Source organism: Desulforamulus reducens MI-1 (genome assembly GCF_000016165.1).
In the GTDB taxonomy this organism is placed as follows: Bacteria; Bacillota; Desulfotomaculia; order Desulfotomaculales; family Desulfotomaculaceae; genus Desulfotomaculum; species Desulfotomaculum reducens.
Genome location: NC_009253.1, coordinates 1354256 through 1375894, shown reverse-complemented (window position 1 = coordinate 1375894; position 21639 = coordinate 1354256). Strand labels below are relative to the sequence as shown.

Sequence of the window (21639 nt, the reverse complement as noted above, 5' to 3'; positions counted from 1 at the left end):
CTTTTACTTATTATAGAAATCTGGCTGACTTACCTGCCTAACTGTGACCTTTAGGGTAAAGGTCACAGTCAGGTTAGGCCTTAGTTTGCCTTTATTTATGTCAGATAGTTATACTTTCTGCCCTGATTAGGAATTGTTAGAAGGAAAATTATGCAGGCTTTTTAGGCTTTCCATAGTTCTAATTCTCCACTGGTTACTTTAGTCCAGTTTATCTATCTAAAATCTGATTTATATTGTTTTAAACCATAATACAGAGCTTCTATTAATTCACCAGAGAAATCCTCCTTTCTTAATCAATATCATTTAGGTTTTGGGATATCTTTCTAAGGACTTTTTTAGTCACGTTAATTTCGCCTTGATCAATGTCTTCAGAAGCATTCTCCATTATTTTTTTAAAAATTTTAACAATATCAGCTTTTATGGCATAACCTTCTTCAGTTAAATAAATAATATAGTTTCTGCGATCGGCCTCATCAGTCTTTTTACTTACATAGAACTTTTTGATCAAGCTGTTAAGTAAACGTGTCACTCGAGTCTTATCCTTTAATGTTTTTTCTGTCAGTATTGTTTGTTGAATTCCATCCTCCTCCCAAAGTCTGCTGAGTAAGGAAAATTCTTCAGGCGTAATGTCATACCCCGCCTCTTTCAGCATTTTTGCTAGCCGTCTTCTAATGACTATTGCTGATCTATTGATGATAAAACCAAACGTATCTTCTATCTTAAAAGTATCAAAACCTAAGTCGAAATCCCCCCCCTTATCTTTTAATATGTCTTTTACTGATTTTTCTATGCTCAATTATGTCACTCCAATCCTTGTTTAATCTAAACTTTCTTATTTTGTTTATCATCAACCAACTGTAAATTGTCCTTGCAAAAATACCTAGTCGTTCTTTTTTAATAAAATATTCCATTAATTATAGAATACTTTCATTAGTTGCTATTGTCAACCACCATTGATTGCTATTAGCAACTTTTTTTACTGTTTAAATTATTAATAAAGACAAACTGTTGTCATTAAAGGAGATAAGGCAGTATCGGTTTGTTGGTGTCAATTCTCAAATTAAATCATCCAGGATTCTTAAATTAAAAACTCTCTGTTTTATATAGTCCTATCAAAAATTATTAAATTGTAATGGCAATAATCAGTCTGTTTATCAAATTAAAATAGATTCGTTCCTCTAGGAATATAAAAAACGCCGGGATGATAAAACCACCACAGCGTCTCCAAAGATTGAGTCTGTTCAAATATTAAGTTCATTTTGGGCCTGGTAAACTACCTCTTCATCAATTTGCCTTAACTTTTTGTAATAAGCGTAAAGCAGACAATTAGTAACTAAATTGTTAATTAACCGTGGTAAGCCTTTTGTTGTGGCATAGATAGCGTCAATTGCTGAATCGGTGAAAATCTCTTCGATTAACCCTGCTTGCTTTAATCGGCTGGTGCAATAATCTCTAATTTCTTCAGGTTTTAACCCCTGCATAATATGTTTCACTACCAAACGTTGCCTTAGTGGGTTATTGATGTTGAGTGATAACTTAGATCGAATTAAAGGTTGTCCTGCTAAGACAAGAATAAAGGGATTTTGCGAGTCCATTTTAAAGTTAAAAATGAGCCTTAAATCCTCTAACAACTTGTTTGAAGCTAAATGTATTTCATCTAAGATAATTACCGGCGTAATCCGGCGTTCATAGTACATAGAATTGATAGCGCCCTGAATTTGACGGAAAATAGCTACCTTTTTGTGTTTAGGTTGCTCACCAAGTTCTAAGGCAAGTCCCTGATAAAATTCCAACACAGTAACAGTCGCCAAAGAAAAATAACAATGCTTGTAGAGAGCTGGGTTTAACTCATTAACAAATTTTCTCAAAGCTGTTGATTTGCCAGCACCTGGTTCACCTGCAACTAACCCGATTCCACGGGTACTTTGCAAATATTTTAACCTCGATTCTAGTTCCAATAAGTCTTGGCTAATAAATAATTTGTCCGCCGGTACTTCTTTAGAAAAAGGGTTAAACTTAAGTCCAAAGAATTGTGTAAACATTAGCGATCACCTACTTCTCTTGACGATTGTTTAAGTTGGTCATCAATTTGAGCATAAGAAATACTAGGAGTTGCTTTCTGTTCCGACGTTTCAACCGATTCCAGTAACTCCTGTGATGACTGAGATTGCCGACCTCGACCCTTTCTTTTAGCCCTAGCATTGTCAAAAAAATTTACTTGTCTGGCCTCACCAACTTTCATACCATCCCGGTATAATAAAATTGGTTGGTTTGAATTAGCTAACCAATCTGGGTCGTACCGTACCTCTAGTCGTGAATTGGCTAAGCTTTGCTCCGTTTCATAAAGAATAGATTCAACAGACAGGGTCGCATCATGATTAACTTTTCTGGTAACGAGCAATAAAAAATGCTCCTCTAATAATTGGGGGTTGGCTAAAAAATTAATATTATGGACTTGAGCCATAAAAAAATCTAATGGACTCATATTTAAAGCACTATGGGTCTTGCGCTGATAATCTTCCTCCAGCCATTGCCAAAAATATAAATTTAGTTGGTCTAAACTTTTTAATTTAGTGGGGTCTAATCTAGATAAAAAGCGTTGCCTCACAGTATGAAAAAACCTTTCAATTTTACCCTTAGACGTAGGGGTGAAAGGTTCTGTATGAATTAACGAGCAACCTAATCCAGCACAAAGCATATTTAGTTGATCACTACGATAAACTTTTCCGTTATCTGTATAGATCATTTTGGGAATTCCTCGTTTTAGAACAGCCTCTTTCAAAGCTACTCGAAGAGCTACGAAGTTTTGAAAAAAGAAGAATTGTGCATGTGTTATCAACCTGGAGGCATCATCGATAAATGCGATTAGGTAGGCTTGTTTCTTTGATTTACCTATACTAATATATGGACCAAACATAATATCAGTTTGCCATAATTCATTAATTCTTTGGTGAGAAAAACGTTTAAGTTCCTTCTCACCAGGGTTTTCTGGATCTTTACCTGCAGCCAGTTCAGGATTAGCGACCAGAAAACGGTAAAAAGTCGCTCGTGACAACTTTTCCGGAAGAATAACTTTATCTTTAACTAACTCTTCATAGAGCAGTGCGCTAGTAATCCGTGGCATTTGGCTTCTTTTCTTACGAATTTCATCAGCAATCTCTAGGCTTACCTTTCGGCTTTTACCCTTATCCGATCGGTAACCTGGCTTTAATGAGTCTAATCCCCCACGACGATAATCACTTAACCAACACATAAGAGTTTTTGGGGAATACATCCTGAATCCATAATAGGGCATATCAATGGGCTTAACACATATAGTTTCGAAATAATCCTTTTGGTTTTTAACCTGGCCATTTAGTACTGGACTAATCAAAGAAAATTTCTTAAGAGCAATACTTTCCCTATCTTTGGCTGTGAGCATAACAAAATACACCTCCACCTGTGTGTTAACTGTCAGAGGAGGTCTAACCGGTTAAACTTCTCCCACAAACTGCATAATACCACCGAGCAATAGCCTTTCCTACGCAAAAGTTGTGTTTTTGCCTTCTCCACCAAAATTTAAGTTTAAAACTACTTTCAGTAGGTTAAGCTAATTTGCGAGAAGCCATAAAAGTGTTATTGGATTGTGTGAAAAACCTTGTGGAGAAGGCCTGGATTTGACCGAATCCAGTTTTCACAATAATTAACACCTTTCGGGCTTCTTTTTTTATGTCATCTTCCTTTGGAAGAATTACCTGAGGCATCATTTGACGTAGTACTGCTTTGATAAATTTAAGGTTAGCTTTAAATCTACGGCGGTAAAATTGCAGATGTTGTCTTTGCCACTGTAACCTTGATGTTAATACTTTTAAAAGAGGAATTAGGTTTAAATAATGCCACAGTAGAGCCAAGAAGATCGTTACCAAGGAATACTGAAAGTATGGTAAGCAAAATGACGGCAGATAGGAAAAAGTATGGCCACAATACTTACAATAATATCGACGAATTAAGATGCGACCATTAAAACCAAGGGTTATTACATTGCGAATGTAGTATCCGTGAGGCCTGGGAGGTACAGGGATTTTGCAATCTGGATGTAAGCAAGTATGTGGCTTCGGAAAGGAATATTCATAACCACATTGATAGTATTGTTTTGGTGTGGTCTTAGAATCAAAAATAAGTTGCATGATGATAATCACCTCGCAACTCAAAATACCCAATTAGGACTAAAATTATATGAGAAAAAATACTCAAATTAATTTAGTGCTTAAGCTATTCGCAGATTAGTTAATCTGATAATTATTGAGCCTATATAGCTAGATTAAATTGCTAATCTACATGTTGGGGCAAAGATACTTGTCTTTCTCATGATCAAGAACTGTTCAAACTAAAATTTATAAAGTTTATCAATTATTAGGCTAATATCAATGCTAATTGGTTATTTATGAAAAAATAATAATGAAATGGTAAAATAATGTATATTTTTCAATTTTATTACCAAAACTCAATTCAATATCATCGAAAGGCAGGATTTTTAGACATCATGAAGAAGAAGTAATAAAGTAACCACAAGGGGGTTGATTAACAATGGAAACTCAAAAACCTAATTCTGGTTATCGGGTAAACCAGAAAAATGATGGATCCCTTATCGGTATTGAGGTTATCTGTTGTAACAAGCACATTGGTGAAGTTCGTTATAAAGACGGTGAAGTTTTAATCTGTCCTGAATGTGGTATTAAACATAAGTTAAAGATTCATCATAATCATTTTCATATAGATCGTGAATGAGAATATAAAAACCGCACCGAAAGGTGCGGTTTTCTAGGCATTATGACGTATATTAGATCTCTACTTTATGTATCAAGGGGTTTCTTCTCCACCAAATGTTTCCAATAGCGGACCGGCATGAACTGTTTTTGTAGCCTTGGGTTAATTCTGCCTTGAATAGCTGTACTGGTAAAATAATTTTTCCATAATGCTTGATAATAGCTTTCCTTGTCATCATAGATCAATGTTTGTGGAACATCCAGGCTTGTTAACATCCATTCTTTTTTGTTATAGACCGCTGCTAATTTTCTTTTCAGATCATGAATTAGCCAATTTTGATCGGACAGTCTTTTAACAAAGTGAGGTGCCACCAAGCCAACAATATTATGGTCCGGTTCCATGGCAGCATAGTATAAATCTCCTTGTAATCTTTCAAAGCGGATCAACCCCAACATGCGGTGTCTTTCACCTCTCACTTTTTGACTGATTTCCAATACTCTTCTTACACACTCTTCAGCCAGGTAATGGTTTACATTGGGTCCTACACACCAGCCCAGTTTTAAGTAATGATAAATGAGGGTCCCCCTCTCTGGCAGGTCAGATAAATGCACATAGAAAACATGCTGTAAAGTAAGATAGGATATTTTATCTTCGATGGCACGGTAAACCCTTTCCGATTTTTCCTGGTCGCTGGTAATGGTTATTGTATTACTAAATAAATCTGATTCAAATTCATCCTGGGCCACAATATAATCTGGCCTTTCTCTACGGTAATAGGCTTCATAAATGGCTGTTAATAACCCCTCAAAACTTCCATCATAGAGAAAATAATTCATATCATATTTCCCCCGTAATACTGCTTTGAGCATCCGCAAGCTGGTAACCGAAAGCAGGCTCCGAAAATAGGGAAAGCTGCGTATAAGCAGGTTCTTTTTTATGGGCAGGAATCAAATGGTTTTTAATGGCCTCTTCTTTGAAGGGGACTGCACCATAATACCTTCCTTTGCAGGTAATAAAATAACGTGCCCTTTTTAAAACCACGCCAATTTTTTGCAAGTCTTCAAAACTTAGAGAGTGAAACTTTCGTGCAATTATTATTTTTTTAGCTGATTTTACTCCAATACCCGGTACACGTAGTATCACGTTGTAATCTGCCTTGTTAACTTCCACAGGGAATAAATGAAGGTTACGAAGGGCCCAATCAGATTTTGGGTCAAGGTCAAGATGAAAATTTGGATTATCATTGGAAAGAAGCTCCTGTGCCTTAAATCCATAATAGCGAAGCAACCAATCGGCTTGATATAAACGATTTTCACGCTTCAAAGGTGGACTGGCCATTTGTGGTAGTACAGGTGCATTGGATACAGGGACGTAGGCGGAGTAATAAACCCTTTTTAGATTAAAATGATGATAAAGGTTTTCTGAAAGCTGGATTATCTTTAAATCTGTATCCGGGGTGGCGCCGATGATTAATTGAGTGCTTTGGCCTGCAGGAACAAAGGATGGAGCCTTCCTGGACCGTTTTTGTTCCTCACTGCACTCCAAAATCTGTGACCCGATCAGGCCCATGGGTTTCATAATGGTTTCTTTTCTTTTTTGTGGTGCCAACAATTTTAGTCCCTCACTGGAAGGCAGTTCAATATTAACGCTCATCCTGTCAACCAGGGTTCCTGCCTCTGCTATCAATCTCCAATCTGCTCCGGGTATGGCCTTCAAGTGAATATATCCATTAAAACGTTGCTCCACTCTTAGTTTTTTTACGGTTTGCAGTAGAAGTTCCATAGTATGATTAGGATTTTGCCAAATGGCCGAACTCAAGAATAACCCTTCTATATAATTTCGTCTGTAAAAATTAATAGTTAAATCAACAACTTCATCTGGTGTGAAAGCAGCCCTTGGCAGGTCGTTTGACACTCGATTGACACAATAGGCACAGTTAAAGACACAATAATTGGTAAGAAGTATTTTTAATAGTGAAATGCATCTTCCATCCTGGGACCAGCTATGACAAATCCCACTGGTGGCAGCGTTTCCAATCCCGCCCTTTGTATTTTTGCGCCTACTTCCACTGGAGGAACAGGATACATCATATTTGGCCGCATCAGCTAAAATTTTTAATTTTTCAAGCAACTCCATATTAACACCTCATTGAGGTCTAATTCGTTCAGTTTTAATTATTTACCACATTAATCATTTTATCACAGAACGGGTGTTCTAAAAAGGGAAGATAAAAATATATTTAAAGAGCCCGGGATTAGCATCCCAGGCTCTTTAAATATATTAATTATGGATAAACACGATAAAGCATCCGTGGATAAGGAATGGTTTCCCTCACATGATCCAATTTACAAATCCAGGCAACAGTACGTTCTAGACCAAGGCCAAATCCAGAGTGTGGTACACTGCCGTAGCGCCTTAAATCCAGGTACCATTCAAAGGCTTCCTTGGGTAACTTATGTTCTTCCAACCTCTGCTCAAGAAGTTGCAGATCATCAATACGCTGGCCACCACCTATCATCTCACCATAGCCTTCTGGAGCAATTAGGTCCGCCCCCAGCACAACCCTTCCATCCTCAGGATCAGGTTTCATGTAAAAGGCTTTTATTTCTGTGGGGTAACGGTGAATAAATACAGGTGATTCAAAATTCTCTGAGATAATAGTTTCGTGGGGCGCTCCAAAATCTTCGCCCCATTCAAAGGCTTCACCCTTACTCTTTAACAGTTCAACTGCCTCGGTATAGCTAAGACGTGGAAATGGTAATTTAATAGCTTCCAGCTTACTAATATCCCGTCCCAGCAACTCTAAATCCTGGCGCCGGCGTTCAAGAACCCGCTGAACAATAAAATAAACCATTTCTTCCTGCAGTTTCATATTGTCTTCGAAATCGAAGAAAGCTGCCTCTGCTTCAATCATCCAGAATTCCATTAGATGTCGACGGGTTTTTGATTTCTCAGCCCGGAAGGTCGGTCCAAAGCAGTACATGCGACCTACTGCCATGGCAGAAGCTTCGTTATACAATTGGCCGCTTTGAGATAAGTACGCCTTTTCCCCATGATAATCTAACTCAAATAATGTTGTGGTCCCTTCACAGGCTGCAGGTGTAATAATGGGACTATCCACCAGTGTAAAATCATTTTGATTGAAAAAATCTCTGGCTGCTTGTTCTATCTCGGCCCGGATCCGCAAAATTGCATTTTGTCTGGGTGTTCGCATCCATAGATGCCGACGGTCCATTAAGAAATCAACGCCATGCTCTTTATGAGAAATGGGATATTCTTGAGCAAGGTTAATAATTTCCAGACCAGTAACGGTAAGCTCATAGCCTCCCATTGAACGAGGCTCTTCCCGAACGATTCCCCTTAACCGTATGGCGGATTCTTGGGTAAGTTCTTTAGCCAATTCAAAAATCTCTGGGGCTTCTTTTTTAACTAAAACCCCCTGTACTAATCCAGTTCCATCCCGTACAATCAAAAATTGTATTTTCCCGGATGACCTTTTATTGTACAACCATCCCTGAATACTTACTTCTTCATCCACATGTTTTCCTAGATGTCTAATTAATGTACCTTGCATTTTGAAAACATTCACCTCAAATTCTTAGAAAACTTAGCTTACATATACCCCCAAAGAAAGCACTTAGCCCTTTAGACGCACTCCACTGCATAAAGCCAGAGTTACGCTTATACAAATTTAGACGTTTTTACTTTCCCTATCTACCAAGTAATAAAATTACTTTACTATCATACTATATCATTCTCAAGGGTCTCAAATCTATACAATAATACAAGTTCATCAAGACAGTACCCTATTTTTAGAATCATATCTTTTATTTTTAACCTAATTAAAATATATAAAATAGGATTTATTATTTTAGCTTGCGAAACAAAAAAATTATTACTATACTTTTAAGAGTGTGTTTAAATTTTTATGCAAGGAGTCATCTCATGCCATTAAAATGTGGAATTGTCGGATTACCCAATGTTGGAAAATCCACCTTGTTTAATGCTATTACACAAGCAGGGGCTGAATCTGCAAACTATCCGTTTTGTACCATCGAACCCAATGTTGGGGTTGTAACCGTACCTGATCATCGTCTGGACAAGCTAACTGAGCTGGTGATACCCAAGAAAACCATCCCAACCACCTTTGAATTTGTGGATATTGCCGGTCTGGTGAAAGGTGCCAGCCGTGGTGAAGGATTGGGAAATAAGTTTTTATCTCATATCAGAGAAGTGGATGCCATTGCTCATGTTGTACGTTGCTTCATTGATGATGATATCACGCATGTTTCCGGTAAAATTGATCCTATAAATGATATTGAAGTGATCAATTTGGAACTGGTTTTAGCTGATTTAGAAAGTATGGAACGTCGTCAGGAGCGCCTGGCCAGCAAACTTAAGTCTCAAGACAAACAGGCAAAGATTGAGTATCAGTTGATTCAAAGGTTAAAGGATGAGGCCCTGGCCCAGGGTAAACCGGCCAGAAGCTTGGAGTTTACCGATGAAGAAATGAAAATTGTAAAATTCTTTCATCTACTAACCATTAAGCCCATTATCTATGTGACCAATGTGGGTGAAAATGACCTGCCTGACCTTGAGAAGAATTCCTATATTCAGCAAGTCAAAGAATATGCAGTACAAGAAAATGCCACAGTGGTACCTGTCTCTGCTCAATTGGAGTCTGAAATTGCTGAGTTGCAAGGGGAAGAGAAAAGGCTTTTTCTAGAGGAATTAGGTTTAGATGAATCTGGGCTAGATAAGCTCATTCGAGCCTCCTATAATCTGCTGGGACTTCGTACTTACTTTACCGCAGGTGTGCAAGAGGTGCGCGCTTGGACTATCACTGCAGGTACCAAAGCACCTCAGGCAGCTGGCGTTATTCACACTGATTTTGAGCGTGGTTTTATCAGAGCCGAGGTTGTTTCTTATGATGATTTAGTTACAGCAGGCTCTATGGCCAAGGCCAGAGAAGCTGGAAAGCTTCGTTTAGAAGGTAAAGATTATGTGGTGCAAGATGGGGATATTATGCACTTCCGATTTAATGTTTAATTCGAGCGAACAATAAAATACCGTAGCATTTTCCGCTACGGTATTTTATTTTTATTTCTTTAACTCTCTGGCATACAGTGCTGCTCCCAATGCGCCGGCCATTTGGCTAATTTCCGGTACGATGACCGGACAACCTGCTTCCTGAGACAAACGGTTACGTACATCATGATTTTGGGCAACCCCACCAGTAAAAATTACACATTGGGCTGGTCCAAAGCGACTGGCCATGCCCCAGACCCTTCTTGCCACAGATCGGTGAATACCCGCTATAATATCCCGCTTATCGGATCCCTTCGCCAGCAGACTTATCACTTCGGATTCCGCAAAGACCGTACACATGCTATTAATATCCAGGGGTTGCCTATTTTCCGCTAAGTCTGCCAACTCACTGACATCCACCCCTAGGGCAGCTGCAATTACCTGCAAGAATCGGCCTGTTCCAGCTGCACATTTGTCATTCATGGCAAAATCAACCACTTTGCCCCGCTCATTCATAAGGATGGCTTTGCTGTCTTGGCCACCGATATCAATTAAAAGGCCTCCCTGGCCAACCAGATAATTAGCACCCCTAGCATGACAGTGGATTTCTGTTACGGCTTTATCAATTATAGGCAAAGAAATTCGGCCATAACCTGTACCGACAACACCACTAACATCATTATTATTACATCCCGCGGAGTCCAACAATTCTTGATAGGCATGCAAACCGGCATCCCGGGGACTCCAGCCAGTGGGACGGACTAAATATTTTATTTCGTCATCTATGAGTAGGACAACCTTTGTGGAAACTGAACCCACATCAATGCCAGCTGTTATCATATTTTATTCCCCTTGGATCAGCTCTAGGAAGGCTTGCACACGCACCCTTAATTGTTCCACATCCGACTCAGAGTAGTCGGTTTCCAGGTGCATATAGGGTAGGCTCAGTTGGTTCTGTACATAGTCTCGAATGGCATAGGCTTCTATGTTGTAGGTATGACAGGCTTGCCAGGTTAAATCAACGATGGCATCAACCTGATATTCCTTCGCCATTTTATTAATTAAATCAAATCTTCCTTCATTGGGTGTCATGCAGGAGCAAGGGATATTGAGATATTTTTCCGCCAGAGCCACCATGACATCTTTATTTTCGCTCTCATCCACAAGCCTATCCAGTGCCTTGTAGCCCGAGCAGTTCTCAAAGGCTACAACAGAAGCACCACTCTCTTCCAACAAACGAACAACTTTTTCAGAACCAAAGCCAACGGGACATCCTGTTAGTAATATTCTAGGCGTTTCATTGGTGAAGGGACTGATACCCTTGGCCGTCAATTCTTCTATTTCTGCAGTTAGTTGCTCAACCAAAGTAATGCCGTCTTCTTTATTAATATTGAAGCCTTTGGTCCATACCGAAACCAGTAGATCAACACCAGTAATGGGGGCTGGTTTTACCTTGGTGGTGGCATGCAGGTTGCGCATGGCCGACCTTTCCCTGTTCATCAGTTTAATAGCTTTACGTATATCTGCCTCGGTTATCTCTACCTCAAATTTTTCTGCCAACCAGTCTTTTAATATATTCATTTCTTTAGCCCATGCCACTAAAGCCTCTTCTCCCTTAGGACCCTGGGGAAGGTTCATTACATGCATAGGCTTTATCTTACTCATTAGCTCATACATTTTTTTCTTACCATCGCAGGTTGTCTCTGCTACCAGAACATCGGCTGCTTCGAAATAGGGACATTTAGCCGTAACAGCAAAACCATAGCTGGATTTAATTAAAGGACAGAGGTTCCTTGGTAAATCTCTTTCAGCAGCAGGAATGGGTTCTTGGCGTGTACCGCATAGGGTTACAGGCGAAGCACCTGAAGCAAGAATTAATTCTTGGGGTGTGTAGGTGCAATAGCATCCCACAACTTTTTTTCCTTCTCTTTTGGCGTTTTGAACCGTGAGTACATTTAAATTACGCAGTTCATCAAAAATTTTCATACTTTCAGGTCTCATGTTTTTTCCTCCAAAAATTATTTGGGTTACAACTAAAACATATTAGAGAAATAACACTGTATTCCCTTTATACAAAGTATAATAATATTTTATATTTAATGTTAGGACTATAACAAAAGGTGATTTTTTATGTGACAGAAATTTTTATAAATGTTTCTTTATACCTGATATATGCAAGCTAAGCTAAAAAATATAAAAAGTCCTACATAATGTAGGACTTTGGCTTCTTGCCATTAGATTTTGATCAATTCATATTTCCTTGTACCCAAACCAATGCTCTCTGCATACTCCAATCCTCGCTTCCAGTCAACATGGGGCCAAAGAGCGCGGAATTTATCGGAGCCATGGGGTTGGCCTTCCAGCCGTAAACCCGGTAGACCATGTTCCTGATTTATCAAATCAATGCAGGCTTGATCCAGTGCCACAGGGTCAAGGGAGGCTAAAATTCCAATACCAAGGCACCTGAACCAATTTTGACTTCTTAAAAATAAACCTTTGCCGTCAGTGAACATACCTCCCTTTTTAATAGAGTTTTATGTCATTTAATTTAAGCCAGCCAAAATTATCCAATGTATCAGCCAAAAGATCAAAGAGTATTTTTTGTTCTTCAAAGGTTAAATCTTCTATTTGTTTTACTAACTCTTCTACCCGCGTCATTTTGTTTCCTCCCACTATGTTTTGCCCATTATGATAAAACTGCCACAGATGAAATTTTAACACCCATGATGAAAGGTCACAAGCCAATGATAAAAAATAACCGGGCCATGAGCTAAATTCCCTTAAGCAACTGCATGCACAAATAGTCCAAGGTCCAAGGCTCATGGCTCAGAGCCCTTTAGCTAATTACTAAAGGCTAACGACTATTTTTATACTAAAGTATTTCTATCGAATAATCCACTAAATCCGCTTCTCCGTTATTTTCAATAGTACGAATCACCGTGTCAAGCATGCGGCTTACATGGCTTGTTTCATTACTAACTGCTGCTACCCCAAGGGTCGCCCGCTGCCAAAGGTCTTGATTGTCCACTTCTGAAATTGATACATTATATTTGCTGCGAATTCTGTCAATGATACTTTTAAGAACCCGTCTCTTTTCTTTTAGAGTTGTGGCTCCGCTGATATACAACTCCACAGTCATTATACCAACAATCATTAAATCGCTCCCTTTTTAGACAATACAAAAATGGGCCCCTGCAACCAGGGTGCCCATTTCTTACTTAAAATCTCATTTGACGAAGTCTCTCTACACGGTCCTGAATGGGCGGGTGAGTACTAAACATTTTAACAAAGGCTTGTGCTGATAACGGGTTGGTAATGAACATATGGGATGCAGCAGGAGATACTTGCATGGGAATCTGGTGAGCGGCCCGTTCTAGTTTTAACAGCGCATTGGCTAAACCGTCTGATTTTCCTGCTATTTCGGCACCAAGTTCATCTGCCCCATATTCCCGCGACCTTGAGATTGCCAGTTGAACAATGGTGGCTGCAAGGGGAGCAATCATTGCCAACACCAGGGCACCAATACCTCCGCCTTCTTCCTCATCACCCCTCATACCGCCAAAAATTGCACCCCATTGAACGATATTAGCAATCCAGGTGATTGCTCCGGCAAAGGCCGCAGCAATGGTACTGACTAAAATATCTCGATTTGCAATATGTGCCAACTCATGGGCCAGTACACCTTCCAATTCATCCCGGTTACACAGGTGCAGAAGACCTTCTGTAACCGCCACTGCAGCATGTTGTGGGTTACGACCCGTTGCAAAGGCATTGGGTTGATGAGAAGGGGTAATATAGACTTTGGGCATGGGAAGATGGGCACGCTGGGCTAAGTTTCTAATAATGGCATATAACTCAGGGGCCTCTTGCTCTGAAACCGGCTGAGAGCGTGTCATCCTAATGGCCATTTTATCACTGTAAAAGTAACTGAACAAATTCATCCCCAATGAAATTAGTAGAAACAATGTGGCTCCTTCAGTTCCTCCAACTGCTTGGCCAATGGTTATTAAAATTACGCTAAGTATTCCCATTAGAAGGATTACTTTTAAATTATTCATTCTAGGATTCCCTCCTTATTAAATTTCTCCCTAAACATTATTCTAGAATACAGGTTAAATACTGCCATTATGACTTTTCTTCTTTTAGTATTGCCCCTCACCTCCTAAATATGGGGTAAAAAGTGCAAATAATAGAAAAAGACCTTTAACACAAGATTTTTTTAAAAAACCTTGTGTTAAAGGTCTTGCCGTTGGAAGCTCCAACAACGAAGCCAGGTGCTTTAGTACACCGTATTGTTGACCCCGTTCCTCTAGGCTACTCCCCTTTAACTAAAAACTATTATAAGACAAACTCATTGAATTGTCAATAGGTGCCGAATTGCACCTATTGACAAAATACACCTAATAATTATGAGTTCCTATAATAACTTCTTTAAACTTGGTTTCTAACTTTTTCTTAAGACCATCTAGATCGATGGGGCAAGCGGCAGTTTGAACGGCCTTCACCATACAGGTTCCAATATGAACTGCATCAATATCGGTTTCTAGATAATCAGCTTGTTCCAGTAAAAGCTGGGCTTTAGGCATTACCAGACCAGGGCAATCCCCACAGTTTGTCATTGCAACAATTTTAACTTCGCCTTCGTGGCGAGCAAATTCTCCATCCTTTTTCTCAGCAGCTTTAAAACATTTCAGACAAGCAACACAGCTAATGTCCCTAATTTTTTGACAGGTAAATATGGCAACCCTTTTCATAAGACACCTCCAATGAATATTTATAAGAGGTTATTCTTCATCTATAGTTAAAAACCTTCTACAGATTGAATTGAGAGGTATATTTTTTTCTATGCCAGAGCTTTGCCAATATAAAGGTAGTTAATAATGCTATCAACCCACTTATACTAAATGCAACCGAGGCACCAAACCACTTAGCCACTGTTCCAGCAATCATTCCCCCAACTGAAGATAGCCCGATAAAACACACAGAGTATATACTCATAACTCTTCCCCTCAAATCATCGGGTACCTGAAGCTGAATCAAACTGTTAACTGAAGCACTTAAACTTACCATACTCCAACCTGCCGCCACCAACAAAACAGCAACTGGCCAATACCAATTCATTTGTCCCAGTAAAAGTTGAGAAAAGCCTAAACAGGTTGCACCACCCCATAGAAACTTTGTTAAGTTAGTATGCTTGCTAGCAACCACCAATAAGATAGCCCCAATCAATGAACCCATCCCCTGGGAAGAAACAAGAAGCCCAAAACCCTCAGGCCCTTGTCCTAAAACCGTACGTGCAAACACAGGTACTAGAACACCAAAGTTCATGGCTGATATACTTACCGTGGCAAGTAACAGCATCGGAATTAATACAGTAGGAGTAGATCTAATATACAGCATACCTTCTTTAATTTGACTGAGTATATTTTGAGTGTATTTTCTTTTTGTTTTATTAACACTCTTCATTGCCAGCAATCCAAAAATAACAAAGAGATAGCTTATGGCATTAATCAGAAAACAGGTGGTTGCATCATACTTTGCTAAAACCAATCCTCCCAGTGCCGGTCCCACTACCCTTGCTGCATTAAACATCGATGAATTTAAGGCAATTGCATTGCTTAAGTCATTACGCCCAACCATTTCCACCAGTAAGGACTGTCTTGCGGGAATATCTACAGCATGTGTTACTCCCAGCAAAGCACTAATTACTACAATATGCCAGTATTGAAGTATACCTGCTCCGCTTAATATAGCAAATATAACGGCCAACATCATAAATAATGTTTGTGTACCAATCACAAGTACTCTTCTGGGAAACCGATCAGCAAAGACACCCGCAAACAAAGAAAAGATTAGGTTTGGTAAGAACTGTACAAATGTTACCAAACCTAAAAGAAAGGGGGAGTTTGTCAGCTCTAACACAACCCATGCCTGAGCGATATTCTGCATCCAAAAGCCTATAACAGATATCATTTGACCAAAATAAAACAACCGAAAGTTTCTATGTTGAAGTGCCGCCAGTGCTGAAACACGGGTAAGCTTGTTTATAATTTTTTTTAAATACCCCATATTATGCCTTCACCACCTAACAATACAAAGCTTTTACATAAGTTAGAAAAGCTAATAGATCCCTTTTTAGAACAACAGCCTTTGAGCACAAGCAGGCACCTAAACCTTAGTTATCTAAATACGATTTTCTTTTAAAATTTAATGGATTGTGTAAAAAAAGCAAAACAGCCTAGCCTGGCTGCTTTGTTTAGAATTGAATAATAAATAATTCAACGGTACTCTGGTAATATTCATTTGTTTTATATTAAGGTAAGGTATTCCGTTGTTCTATCCGTAACGATATGTAGCACTGGTATAGCATGACAGCTTATTTTACTCCACCGAGAAAATGAAATAATAAAGTGGTTGTCCGCCATAATGAAGCTCAAATTCAATATCTGAATAACTTTTTTGCAATTGTTCCGTTATCTCTTCTGCCTGATCTGCAATTTCAGCCCCATAATAAAGTGTTACTAGAGAATGATCCTCTTCCAACATAATGCTAAGCATATCTTTTAGAACTTGAAGAATTTCTACACCCACTGCCACAATAGATCCCTCTGCTATACCAATAAGATTACCCTGCTGGATTTTTAACCCGTTGCTTGTGGTCTCTCGAACAGCCTTCGTAACTTCACCGGTTTTTACAGAACCTGCAGCAGCAGTCATTTGCTGATAATTATCTTCTATATCCCCTGTGGGATCTTGTGCTAACAAAGCACTCAACCCTTGGGGAATGGTCCGAGTCGGTATGACCTTTACCACTTTATTACTAACCAGCTTTGCCGCCTGCTCTGCCGCTAAAATGATATTTTTATTGTTAGGAAGTATCAAAATACCTTTGGCATTTACTCCCTGAATTGATCGTACGATTTCCTCTGTGCTAGGATTCATGGTTTGGCCACCAACAACTACGGCATCGGCACCTAGGCTGTTCATAATATCTATTATACCTTCGCCCGTCCCAACAGTGACTATCCCAATTTCCTTCTCAGGTTCCGATTCCTTTAGTATCTGCTTACTTTGCTCTCTCATGTTATGAATGGCCACTTCGTGAATCGACCCATAATTTAAACAATTTTCCAACACCATTCCGGGATGATTGGAGTGAATATGTACCTTGGCCACCTGTTCAGTGCCAACAACCATGAGACAATCCCCGTAGGGACTTAACTCATGACGAATTAAATCTAAGGGGATATTGGTTCCTTTTACGATAAACTCTGTACAATATGTAAAGTGAATTTCTGAGTCAAAATCCCGGTTAACTGCTTTAGTAAATTTTTCTTCCTGTCTGGCGGTAAAATCCATAAGAAGGCTGATATCTTCCGCTCGTTTTAAAATGCTTAAAATCCCTTCTAATATAATTACATAGCCTCTTCCCCCTGCATCCACAACCCCTGCTTCTTTTAAAACAGGTAGCAGTTCTGGTGTCTCACCCAGTGCTACCCTTGCTTCTCGTAAGGTAAGAATCATAACTCTGAGTAAGTCATAATTTCTTAAAACTGCACTCCTAGCAGCCTCGGCACTGCGTCTCATCACCGTTAGTATTGTTCCCTCTACTGGGTTCATCACTGCCTGATAAGCTAAATTAGCTCCTTCTTCCAGTGCCTGTACCACTTCCAAAGCATTGGCTTTTTCCTTTCCAGCCAATGCCTTAGCAAAACCACGAATAAGCTGGGATAAAATAACCCCTGAATTACCCCGGGCGCCCATTAAGCAAGCCTGGGCAGCAGCCTCAGCAACCTCGCCGATATGGGAAGTATCACTATTTTGCACTTCTTTCGCTGCAGCCAGCAGTGTTAAGTACATGTTGTTCCCTGTGTCACCATCAGGCACAGGAAATACGTTTAAAGCATCTATTTCTGATTTATGTCGGGCAAGTAAATTGGTACTACCCAGAATCATCATTTTTAAACCTTGTCCGTCAAATGAATATAAGCTCACAAGTGGCCTCCTAAATCAAAGACTATTAAAAAACTCCAATTAAATAATATTCTTCTAAAACTGAAACATTCCTTCTATTAATCTAAAACAGAGTACATATATTATTTTTTGTCAGTTTTTGTTTAGGAAACGCATGTGACAATTAATTTTTCTGTTCTTCTATTACCTTGATGGAAAATAAGGATATATATAAACTAAGCTTCCGCCAAGTCTTTGGTATACTCGGGAGTACAAGCCATCGGAAGCTTAGTTTAACATTAGAATGGATATTTAATTTCCCATACCTGCAATATTCCATTTTGTGTTCCCACGGCGACATTGTCAATATCAATGATCTCAAGATCATTCACTGCTCCCCCAACATTAATTGCCCAATCTGGTTCACTGGTTAGGCCTGGGCTATAAAAACCAAAAACAAACTCTCTCGGGGAACCAGCTACCAATAGAGATGTATTCTCGGTTACCATTTGAGTGTCTACAGCTGAAACTGTGGTTCCTAAATTTTTTGTGAGGAGGCCTAATCTTAACTGGTTATTTGCAGTATAAATCCTAACGAAACCATCGTTACCTGCGGTCACCAATTCTTCTCCTGGATCAGGCAGCAAGTTTCCGCCTGCTAGATCAGTTATCCTATAGGGTAGATTAACTAGCTCGGGCCCCTGATCAAAGCCTGTTTCTGTTAAAAAGTAGGTGACAATTGATAATGCCTGATTTGCTCCATATGCTATGGCCAATAACCGGGGCCTTTGAGGTTCCGGTGAAAAGGATGTAATACTACGGGAGGGCCCCGGTAATTGCCTAATGGATAACAATTGTGGTTGTATTGATGCTATGTTATCCCCAATCAGCAAATACACATATAGCGTATCGTTATCCCTACCAATGGCAGCCAGTTCCTCCCTTTTATCCCCGTCTAAATCAGCCAATGTTATACCACTTATGTTGGCACCCGGTTCTGGATCTGTTTGCCAAAGTTGAGTAATAGCTCCGTTAACATTTCCAAAAGCAATAATTCTATCTTCAGTCCCCACAAATATGATATTTTTATCCAGTACATTAAAGCCAACTTCTAAACTTAATATTGATTGTTCCAGGTTCAGAACCGAAGTTTGCTTGTATCCATCATTTTGTGGGCTGTAAATGTAGACAGTAGATCCACTGGCTACTACCAAGTCCTTTTTATCGCCAGTTATAACATTTCCACTCTCGACTAATAAAGGTCCCTCTAGTGTTACTTGGTATACAACTCTGGATAGAGTTATCTTCAACACCCCCAACGTTCCTATTCATACTACAATATGCTTTTTCAACTAATTAAATGTACTTATTACTAGAATTATATTTAAAATTAACAACACCCAGCAACCTATGACTGTGGGTGTTAAAATTAATGCTTTTGAGATTGTCTTTGATATCTAACCTTCAGCTTTTTGGCTTTGTGCTATTTCGACATTTTTTACGGGGGTCTGACCCCTTTAATTGCAATTAAACTTTACATAGAAAGTTGTACCGTTAGCACTGGTATCTATACTTATAACAGCATTGTGGCGGGCAGCAATACTATAACAGATGCTTAGTCCCAACCCGGTTCCATTCGCTTTGGTTGTAAAGAAAGGGGTGCCAAGTTTCTCCATTACCTCTGATCTAATACCTTCTCCTTCATCTTGTACGGTAAGAACAACCTTCCTATTTTCCAAGTAGGTTCTTATAATAAGTCGACCACCACTAGTCATAGCTTCTAAACCATTTCTACATAGGTTTAAGATTATTTGTCGAATCTCCTTACTGTCTAAGAGAAGATCTGGGACTTTGTTGGTTTCTACTTGTACATATTTACCTTGACCAAATGCGTCAGCCTGAAGTAAGGGCTTAAGGGAGTTTACTATAAAATTTATGTTTTGTTTTTCTAGATTTGAAGGTGTGTTCCTACCTATAGAAAGAAACTCGGTTATAATGGAATTAGCACGATCAAGCTCTTGAATCATCAAAGTAAAGTAGTCTTTGTACCTAGAGCAATCATCTTTTCCTTGCAGCATTTGTAAGAATCCCCTAACAGTGGTCATGGGGTTTCTAACCTCATGACTAATCCCTGCAGCCATTTCCCCAACCATATTCAGCCGATCAAACCGAACCATTTCTTCTTCCAATATTTTTTTCTCGGTTATGTCTTGGACAAAAGCAATAACAAATTCAATTTTAGCATTGATATCCCTCGTGGAAAATACAGTTAGGTGTCCCCAAATTAATTTGCCGCATTTCGATAAATAACGTTTTTTTATTTCATAATATTCTATTTCTCCTTCTAATAATTTCTGGTAAAGTTCAATGTTTTTTTCTATGTATTCTGGATGTGTAAATTCAGTAAATACCATTCTTTTTAATTCTTCGTCAGTGTAACCAATCATTTTTTGAAAGGCTGGGTTACTTTCAAGTAAACCACCTTCTGGACTTAATAGGATAATGCCAATCTGAGATTTCTCAAAAAATATGCGAAATCGCCCTTCACTCTTCCGCAGTTCCTCTTCAGTTTGCTTATGTTGTTTAACTTCACGTTGAAGTCGTTCATTAGCAAGCAACAGTTCTTGGGTTCGTTGTTGTACCATAATCTCAAGTTGTTCCTGATGCTTGTATAGATTGACAAATCCAGAAATCTTATATCTTAACGTCTCGGGATCAACAGGTTTAAAGATATAATCAATAGCTCCTAATGCATAGCCTTTATGAACCTGCTCTGTATCCTGGTGATTGGCAGTAATAAAAATAATGGGTGTATGTCGTGATTTTCCTCTGGAACGAATAATCTTTGCAGTTTCATAACCATTTAAGCCTGGCATCCTTACATCCAGTAAAATCACAGCAAAGTCATCCTTTAAGACCTGTTTTAAAGCTTCTTCACCGGAGGTTGCCGTGACCAACCGGTACATGGGAGATTCCAGTATACCCTCCAGAGCCAGCAGATTTTCATACTGGTCATCCACCATCAATATTTTTATTGCGTTTTCCATTGTCTTGAACTTTCCTCCTAGCGAATCTTTTGATAAATTCTTTGTTCAGCATACAACTCCTTATAATGTTCCGCATGGGCGGTAAACTTGATATCCTCCTTTTTTCCTAGGACCAAGTAGCCGGAGTAATTAAGACTTTGACAAAATAACCCATGGACACGGTTTTGTAGTTTTTTATTAAAGTAAATCATAACGTTTCTGCATATAATTACATCGAATTCATTAAAAGAGCTATCCGTAACCAAATTGTGTTGGGCAAAAACTATGTTCTTTTTAAGAAAGTTTCGAAAAACAACATAATCATCTTTTGCGGTGTAATATTGGGAAAAGTCTTGGCATCCTCCTGCCCGCAAGTAATTTCCGGTATAGGTTTTCATTTTTTCCAGTGGAAAGGCTCCTGCTCTCGCTGTTTTTAATGCTACTTCGTTAATATCTGTGGCATAAAGGATACTCTTATCACTTAAACCTTCCTCATAGAGTAAAATGACCATTGAGTAAACTTCTTCTCCTGAAGAGCAACCAGCATGCCAGATACGGATAAAGGGATATTCCCTAAGACAGGGCACTACCCTCTCTCTGAAAACCTTAAAAAAATCTGGGTCCCGGAACATTTCTGTCACCTGTATGGAAAAATCTAACAGGAGTCTCTGCATGCAATCAGGTTGATGAAATACTCTTTCTTGCAGTGCGGAGATTGTCGTCAACCTCTCGGCTTGAACCCGGTGCCAGATTCGACGGCGAATGGATGAAAAAACATAATCCCTAAAATCATAGCCGTAAAGCTGGAATATGCCTTGCAACAATAATTGGATTTCAATTCGTTCCAAATGGCTGATTTCTTCTCCATTGTATTTCTTTGTCTTAA

The 21639-nt window shown here is 39.1% G+C and carries 20 protein-coding genes and 2 pseudogenes; 2 read left to right on the top strand and 20 right to left on the bottom strand.

Annotated features, from left to right (window positions below):
- Positions 1–289: 289 nt before the first annotated feature.
- From DRED_RS06975 to DRED_RS19260, 5 genes and pseudogenes are all read right to left on the bottom strand, one after another.
- Complete coding sequence (locus DRED_RS06975) at positions 290–796, bottom strand: MarR family winged helix-turn-helix transcriptional regulator (RefSeq protein WP_011877644.1); 507 nt, start codon at positions 794–796, stop codon at positions 290–292.
- Positions 797–1241: 445 nt separating this feature from the next.
- The gene (locus DRED_RS06970; RefSeq protein WP_011876914.1) at positions 1242–2042 is read right to left on the bottom strand and encodes an ExeA family protein; all 801 of its coding nucleotides are present in this window, start codon (positions 2040–2042) and stop codon (positions 1242–1244) included.
- Positions 2042–3421, bottom strand: coding sequence for an IS481 family transposase (locus tag DRED_RS06965; protein WP_011877643.1), 1380 nt, complete (start codon positions 3419–3421; stop codon positions 2042–2044). Before DRED_RS06965 ends, DRED_RS06970 begins: the two co-directional genes overlap by 1 nt.
- 163 nt (positions 3422–3584) lie before the next feature.
- Positions 3585–3890, bottom strand: a complete 306-nt coding sequence (locus DRED_RS19265) for a hypothetical protein (RefSeq protein ID WP_238442640.1) — start codon at positions 3888–3890, stop codon at positions 3585–3587.
- A gap of 15 nt (positions 3891–3905) precedes the next feature.
- Positions 3906–4166: pseudogene (locus tag DRED_RS19260) on the bottom strand (DUF6431 domain-containing protein); the annotation flags it as partial.
- A 400-nt stretch (positions 4167–4566) separates the two neighbouring features.
- Here DRED_RS19260 and DRED_RS06955 point away from each other — a divergent pair.
- On the top strand, positions 4567–4767 hold the full coding sequence (locus DRED_RS06955; RefSeq protein WP_041274520.1) for a hypothetical protein: 201 nt from the start codon (positions 4567–4569) through the stop codon (positions 4765–4767).
- Between the two features lie 65 nt (positions 4768–4832).
- On the opposite strand, the gene DRED_RS06950 is transcribed toward DRED_RS06955, so the two are convergent.
- From DRED_RS06950 to asnS, 3 genes are all read right to left on the bottom strand, one after another.
- On the bottom strand, positions 4833–5582 hold the full coding sequence (locus DRED_RS06950) for a TIGR03915 family putative DNA repair protein (RefSeq protein ID WP_011877641.1): 750 nt from the start codon (positions 5580–5582) through the stop codon (positions 4833–4835).
- Position 5583: 1 nt separating this feature from the next.
- Complete coding sequence (locus DRED_RS06945) at positions 5584–6882, bottom strand: putative DNA modification/repair radical SAM protein (protein ID WP_011877640.1); 1299 nt, start codon at positions 6880–6882, stop codon at positions 5584–5586.
- A 148-nt stretch (positions 6883–7030) separates the two neighbouring features.
- The gene (gene asnS / locus DRED_RS06940; RefSeq protein WP_011877639.1) at positions 7031–8320 is read right to left on the bottom strand and encodes an asparagine--tRNA ligase; all 1290 of its coding nucleotides are present in this window, start codon (positions 8318–8320) and stop codon (positions 7031–7033) included.
- A gap of 371 nt (positions 8321–8691) precedes the next feature.
- On the opposite strand from asnS, the gene ychF reads away from it, so the two are divergent.
- Entirely contained in the window at positions 8692–9795 is a 1104-nt protein-coding gene (ychF, locus tag DRED_RS06935) for a redox-regulated ATPase YchF (RefSeq protein ID WP_011877638.1), read from the top strand.
- 51 nt (positions 9796–9846) lie between these two features.
- Here the strand turns inward: ychF and DRED_RS06930 are convergent, their stop codons facing one another.
- From DRED_RS06930 to DRED_RS06880, 12 genes and pseudogenes are all read right to left on the bottom strand, one after another.
- On the bottom strand, positions 9847–10614 hold the full coding sequence (locus DRED_RS06930) for an acyl-CoA dehydratase activase (RefSeq protein WP_011877637.1): 768 nt from the start codon (positions 10612–10614) through the stop codon (positions 9847–9849).
- A 3-nt stretch (positions 10615–10617) separates the two neighbouring features.
- The gene (locus tag DRED_RS06925) at positions 10618–11775 is read right to left on the bottom strand and encodes a double-cubane-cluster-containing anaerobic reductase (RefSeq protein WP_011877636.1); all 1158 of its coding nucleotides are present in this window, start codon (positions 11773–11775) and stop codon (positions 10618–10620) included.
- Between the two features lie 233 nt (positions 11776–12008).
- Positions 12009–12227, bottom strand: a pseudogene (locus tag DRED_RS06920) (DUF362 domain-containing protein); the annotation flags it as partial.
- Positions 12228–12297: 70 nt separating this feature from the next.
- The gene (locus DRED_RS19530) at positions 12298–12432 is read right to left on the bottom strand and encodes a hypothetical protein (RefSeq protein ID WP_274376910.1); all 135 of its coding nucleotides are present in this window, start codon (positions 12430–12432) and stop codon (positions 12298–12300) included.
- A gap of 214 nt (positions 12433–12646) precedes the next feature.
- Positions 12647–12928, bottom strand: coding sequence for a DUF503 domain-containing protein (locus tag DRED_RS06915; protein WP_011877633.1), 282 nt, complete (start codon positions 12926–12928; stop codon positions 12647–12649).
- Positions 12929–12992: 64 nt separating this feature from the next.
- The gene (locus DRED_RS06910; protein ID WP_011877632.1) at positions 12993–13832 is read right to left on the bottom strand and encodes a zinc metalloprotease HtpX; all 840 of its coding nucleotides are present in this window, start codon (positions 13830–13832) and stop codon (positions 12993–12995) included.
- A gap of 342 nt (positions 13833–14174) precedes the next feature.
- On the bottom strand, positions 14175–14528 hold the full coding sequence (locus DRED_RS06905) for a CGGC domain-containing protein (RefSeq protein ID WP_011877631.1): 354 nt from the start codon (positions 14526–14528) through the stop codon (positions 14175–14177).
- A 58-nt stretch (positions 14529–14586) separates the two neighbouring features.
- A complete protein-coding gene (locus tag DRED_RS06900) occupies positions 14587–15843 on the bottom strand; it encodes an MFS transporter (RefSeq protein WP_011877630.1) in 1257 nt (418 codons plus the stop codon).
- Between the two features lie 312 nt (positions 15844–16155).
- Positions 16156–17769 (bottom strand): DAK2 domain-containing protein, encoded by a 1614-nt coding sequence (locus DRED_RS06895; RefSeq protein ID WP_011877629.1) that lies wholly within the window; start codon positions 17767–17769, stop codon positions 16156–16158.
- Positions 17770–18026: 257 nt separating this feature from the next.
- Positions 18027–19040, bottom strand: a complete 1014-nt coding sequence (locus DRED_RS06890; protein WP_011877628.1) for an FG-GAP repeat domain-containing protein — start codon at positions 19038–19040, stop codon at positions 18027–18029.
- A gap of 204 nt (positions 19041–19244) precedes the next feature.
- Positions 19245–20774, bottom strand: a complete 1530-nt coding sequence (locus DRED_RS06885) for a PAS domain S-box protein (RefSeq protein WP_011877627.1) — start codon at positions 20772–20774, stop codon at positions 19245–19247.
- 17 nt (positions 20775–20791) lie between these two features.
- Positions 20792–21601: a CheR family methyltransferase gene (locus DRED_RS06880; RefSeq protein ID WP_011877626.1), complete on the bottom strand. Its 810-nt coding sequence runs from the start codon at positions 21599–21601 to the stop codon at positions 20792–20794.
- Positions 21602–21639: the final 38 nt, after the last annotated feature.

Bases quoted from the DNA above. Each gene is read 5' to 3' on its own strand.
- ychF (WP_011877638.1), top strand. From the start codon at position 8,692: ATGCCATTAAAATGTGGAATTGTCGGATTACCCAATGTTGGAAAATCC.
- DRED_RS06945 (WP_011877640.1), bottom strand. From the start codon at position 6,882: ATGGAGTTGCTTGAAAAATTAAAAATTTTAGCTGATGCGGCCAAATAT.
- DRED_RS06910 (WP_011877632.1), bottom strand. From the start codon at position 13,832: ATGAATAATTTAAAAGTAATCCTTCTAATGGGAATACTTAGCGTAATT.
- DRED_RS06950 (WP_011877641.1), bottom strand. From the start codon at position 5,582: ATGAATTATTTTCTCTATGATGGAAGTTTTGAGGGGTTATTAACAGCC.
- DRED_RS06885 (WP_011877627.1), bottom strand. From the start codon at position 20,774: ATGGAAAACGCAATAAAAATATTGATGGTGGATGACCAGTATGAAAAT.
- DRED_RS19530 (WP_274376910.1), bottom strand. From the start codon at position 12,432: ATGACGCGGGTAGAAGAGTTAGTAAAACAAATAGAAGATTTAACCTTT.
- DRED_RS06965 (WP_011877643.1), bottom strand. From the start codon at position 3,421: ATGCTCACAGCCAAAGATAGGGAAAGTATTGCTCTTAAGAAATTTTCT.
- DRED_RS06930 (WP_011877637.1), bottom strand. From the start codon at position 10,614: ATGATAACAGCTGGCATTGATGTGGGTTCAGTTTCCACAAAGGTTGTC.
- DRED_RS06905 (WP_011877631.1), bottom strand. From the start codon at position 14,528: ATGAAAAGGGTTGCCATATTTACCTGTCAAAAAATTAGGGACATTAGC.
- DRED_RS06915 (WP_011877633.1), bottom strand. From the start codon at position 12,928: ATGATTGTTGGTATAATGACTGTGGAGTTGTATATCAGCGGAGCCACA.
- asnS (WP_011877639.1), bottom strand. From the start codon at position 8,320: ATGCAAGGTACATTAATTAGACATCTAGGAAAACATGTGGATGAAGAA.
- DRED_RS06925 (WP_011877636.1), bottom strand. From the start codon at position 11,775: ATGAGACCTGAAAGTATGAAAATTTTTGATGAACTGCGTAATTTAAAT.
- DRED_RS06955 (WP_041274520.1), top strand. From the start codon at position 4,567: ATGGAAACTCAAAAACCTAATTCTGGTTATCGGGTAAACCAGAAAAAT.
- DRED_RS06900 (WP_011877630.1), bottom strand. From the start codon at position 15,843: ATGGGGTATTTAAAAAAAATTATAAACAAGCTTACCCGTGTTTCAGCA.
- DRED_RS06970 (WP_011876914.1), bottom strand. From the start codon at position 2,042: ATGTTTACACAATTCTTTGGACTTAAGTTTAACCCTTTTTCTAAAGAA.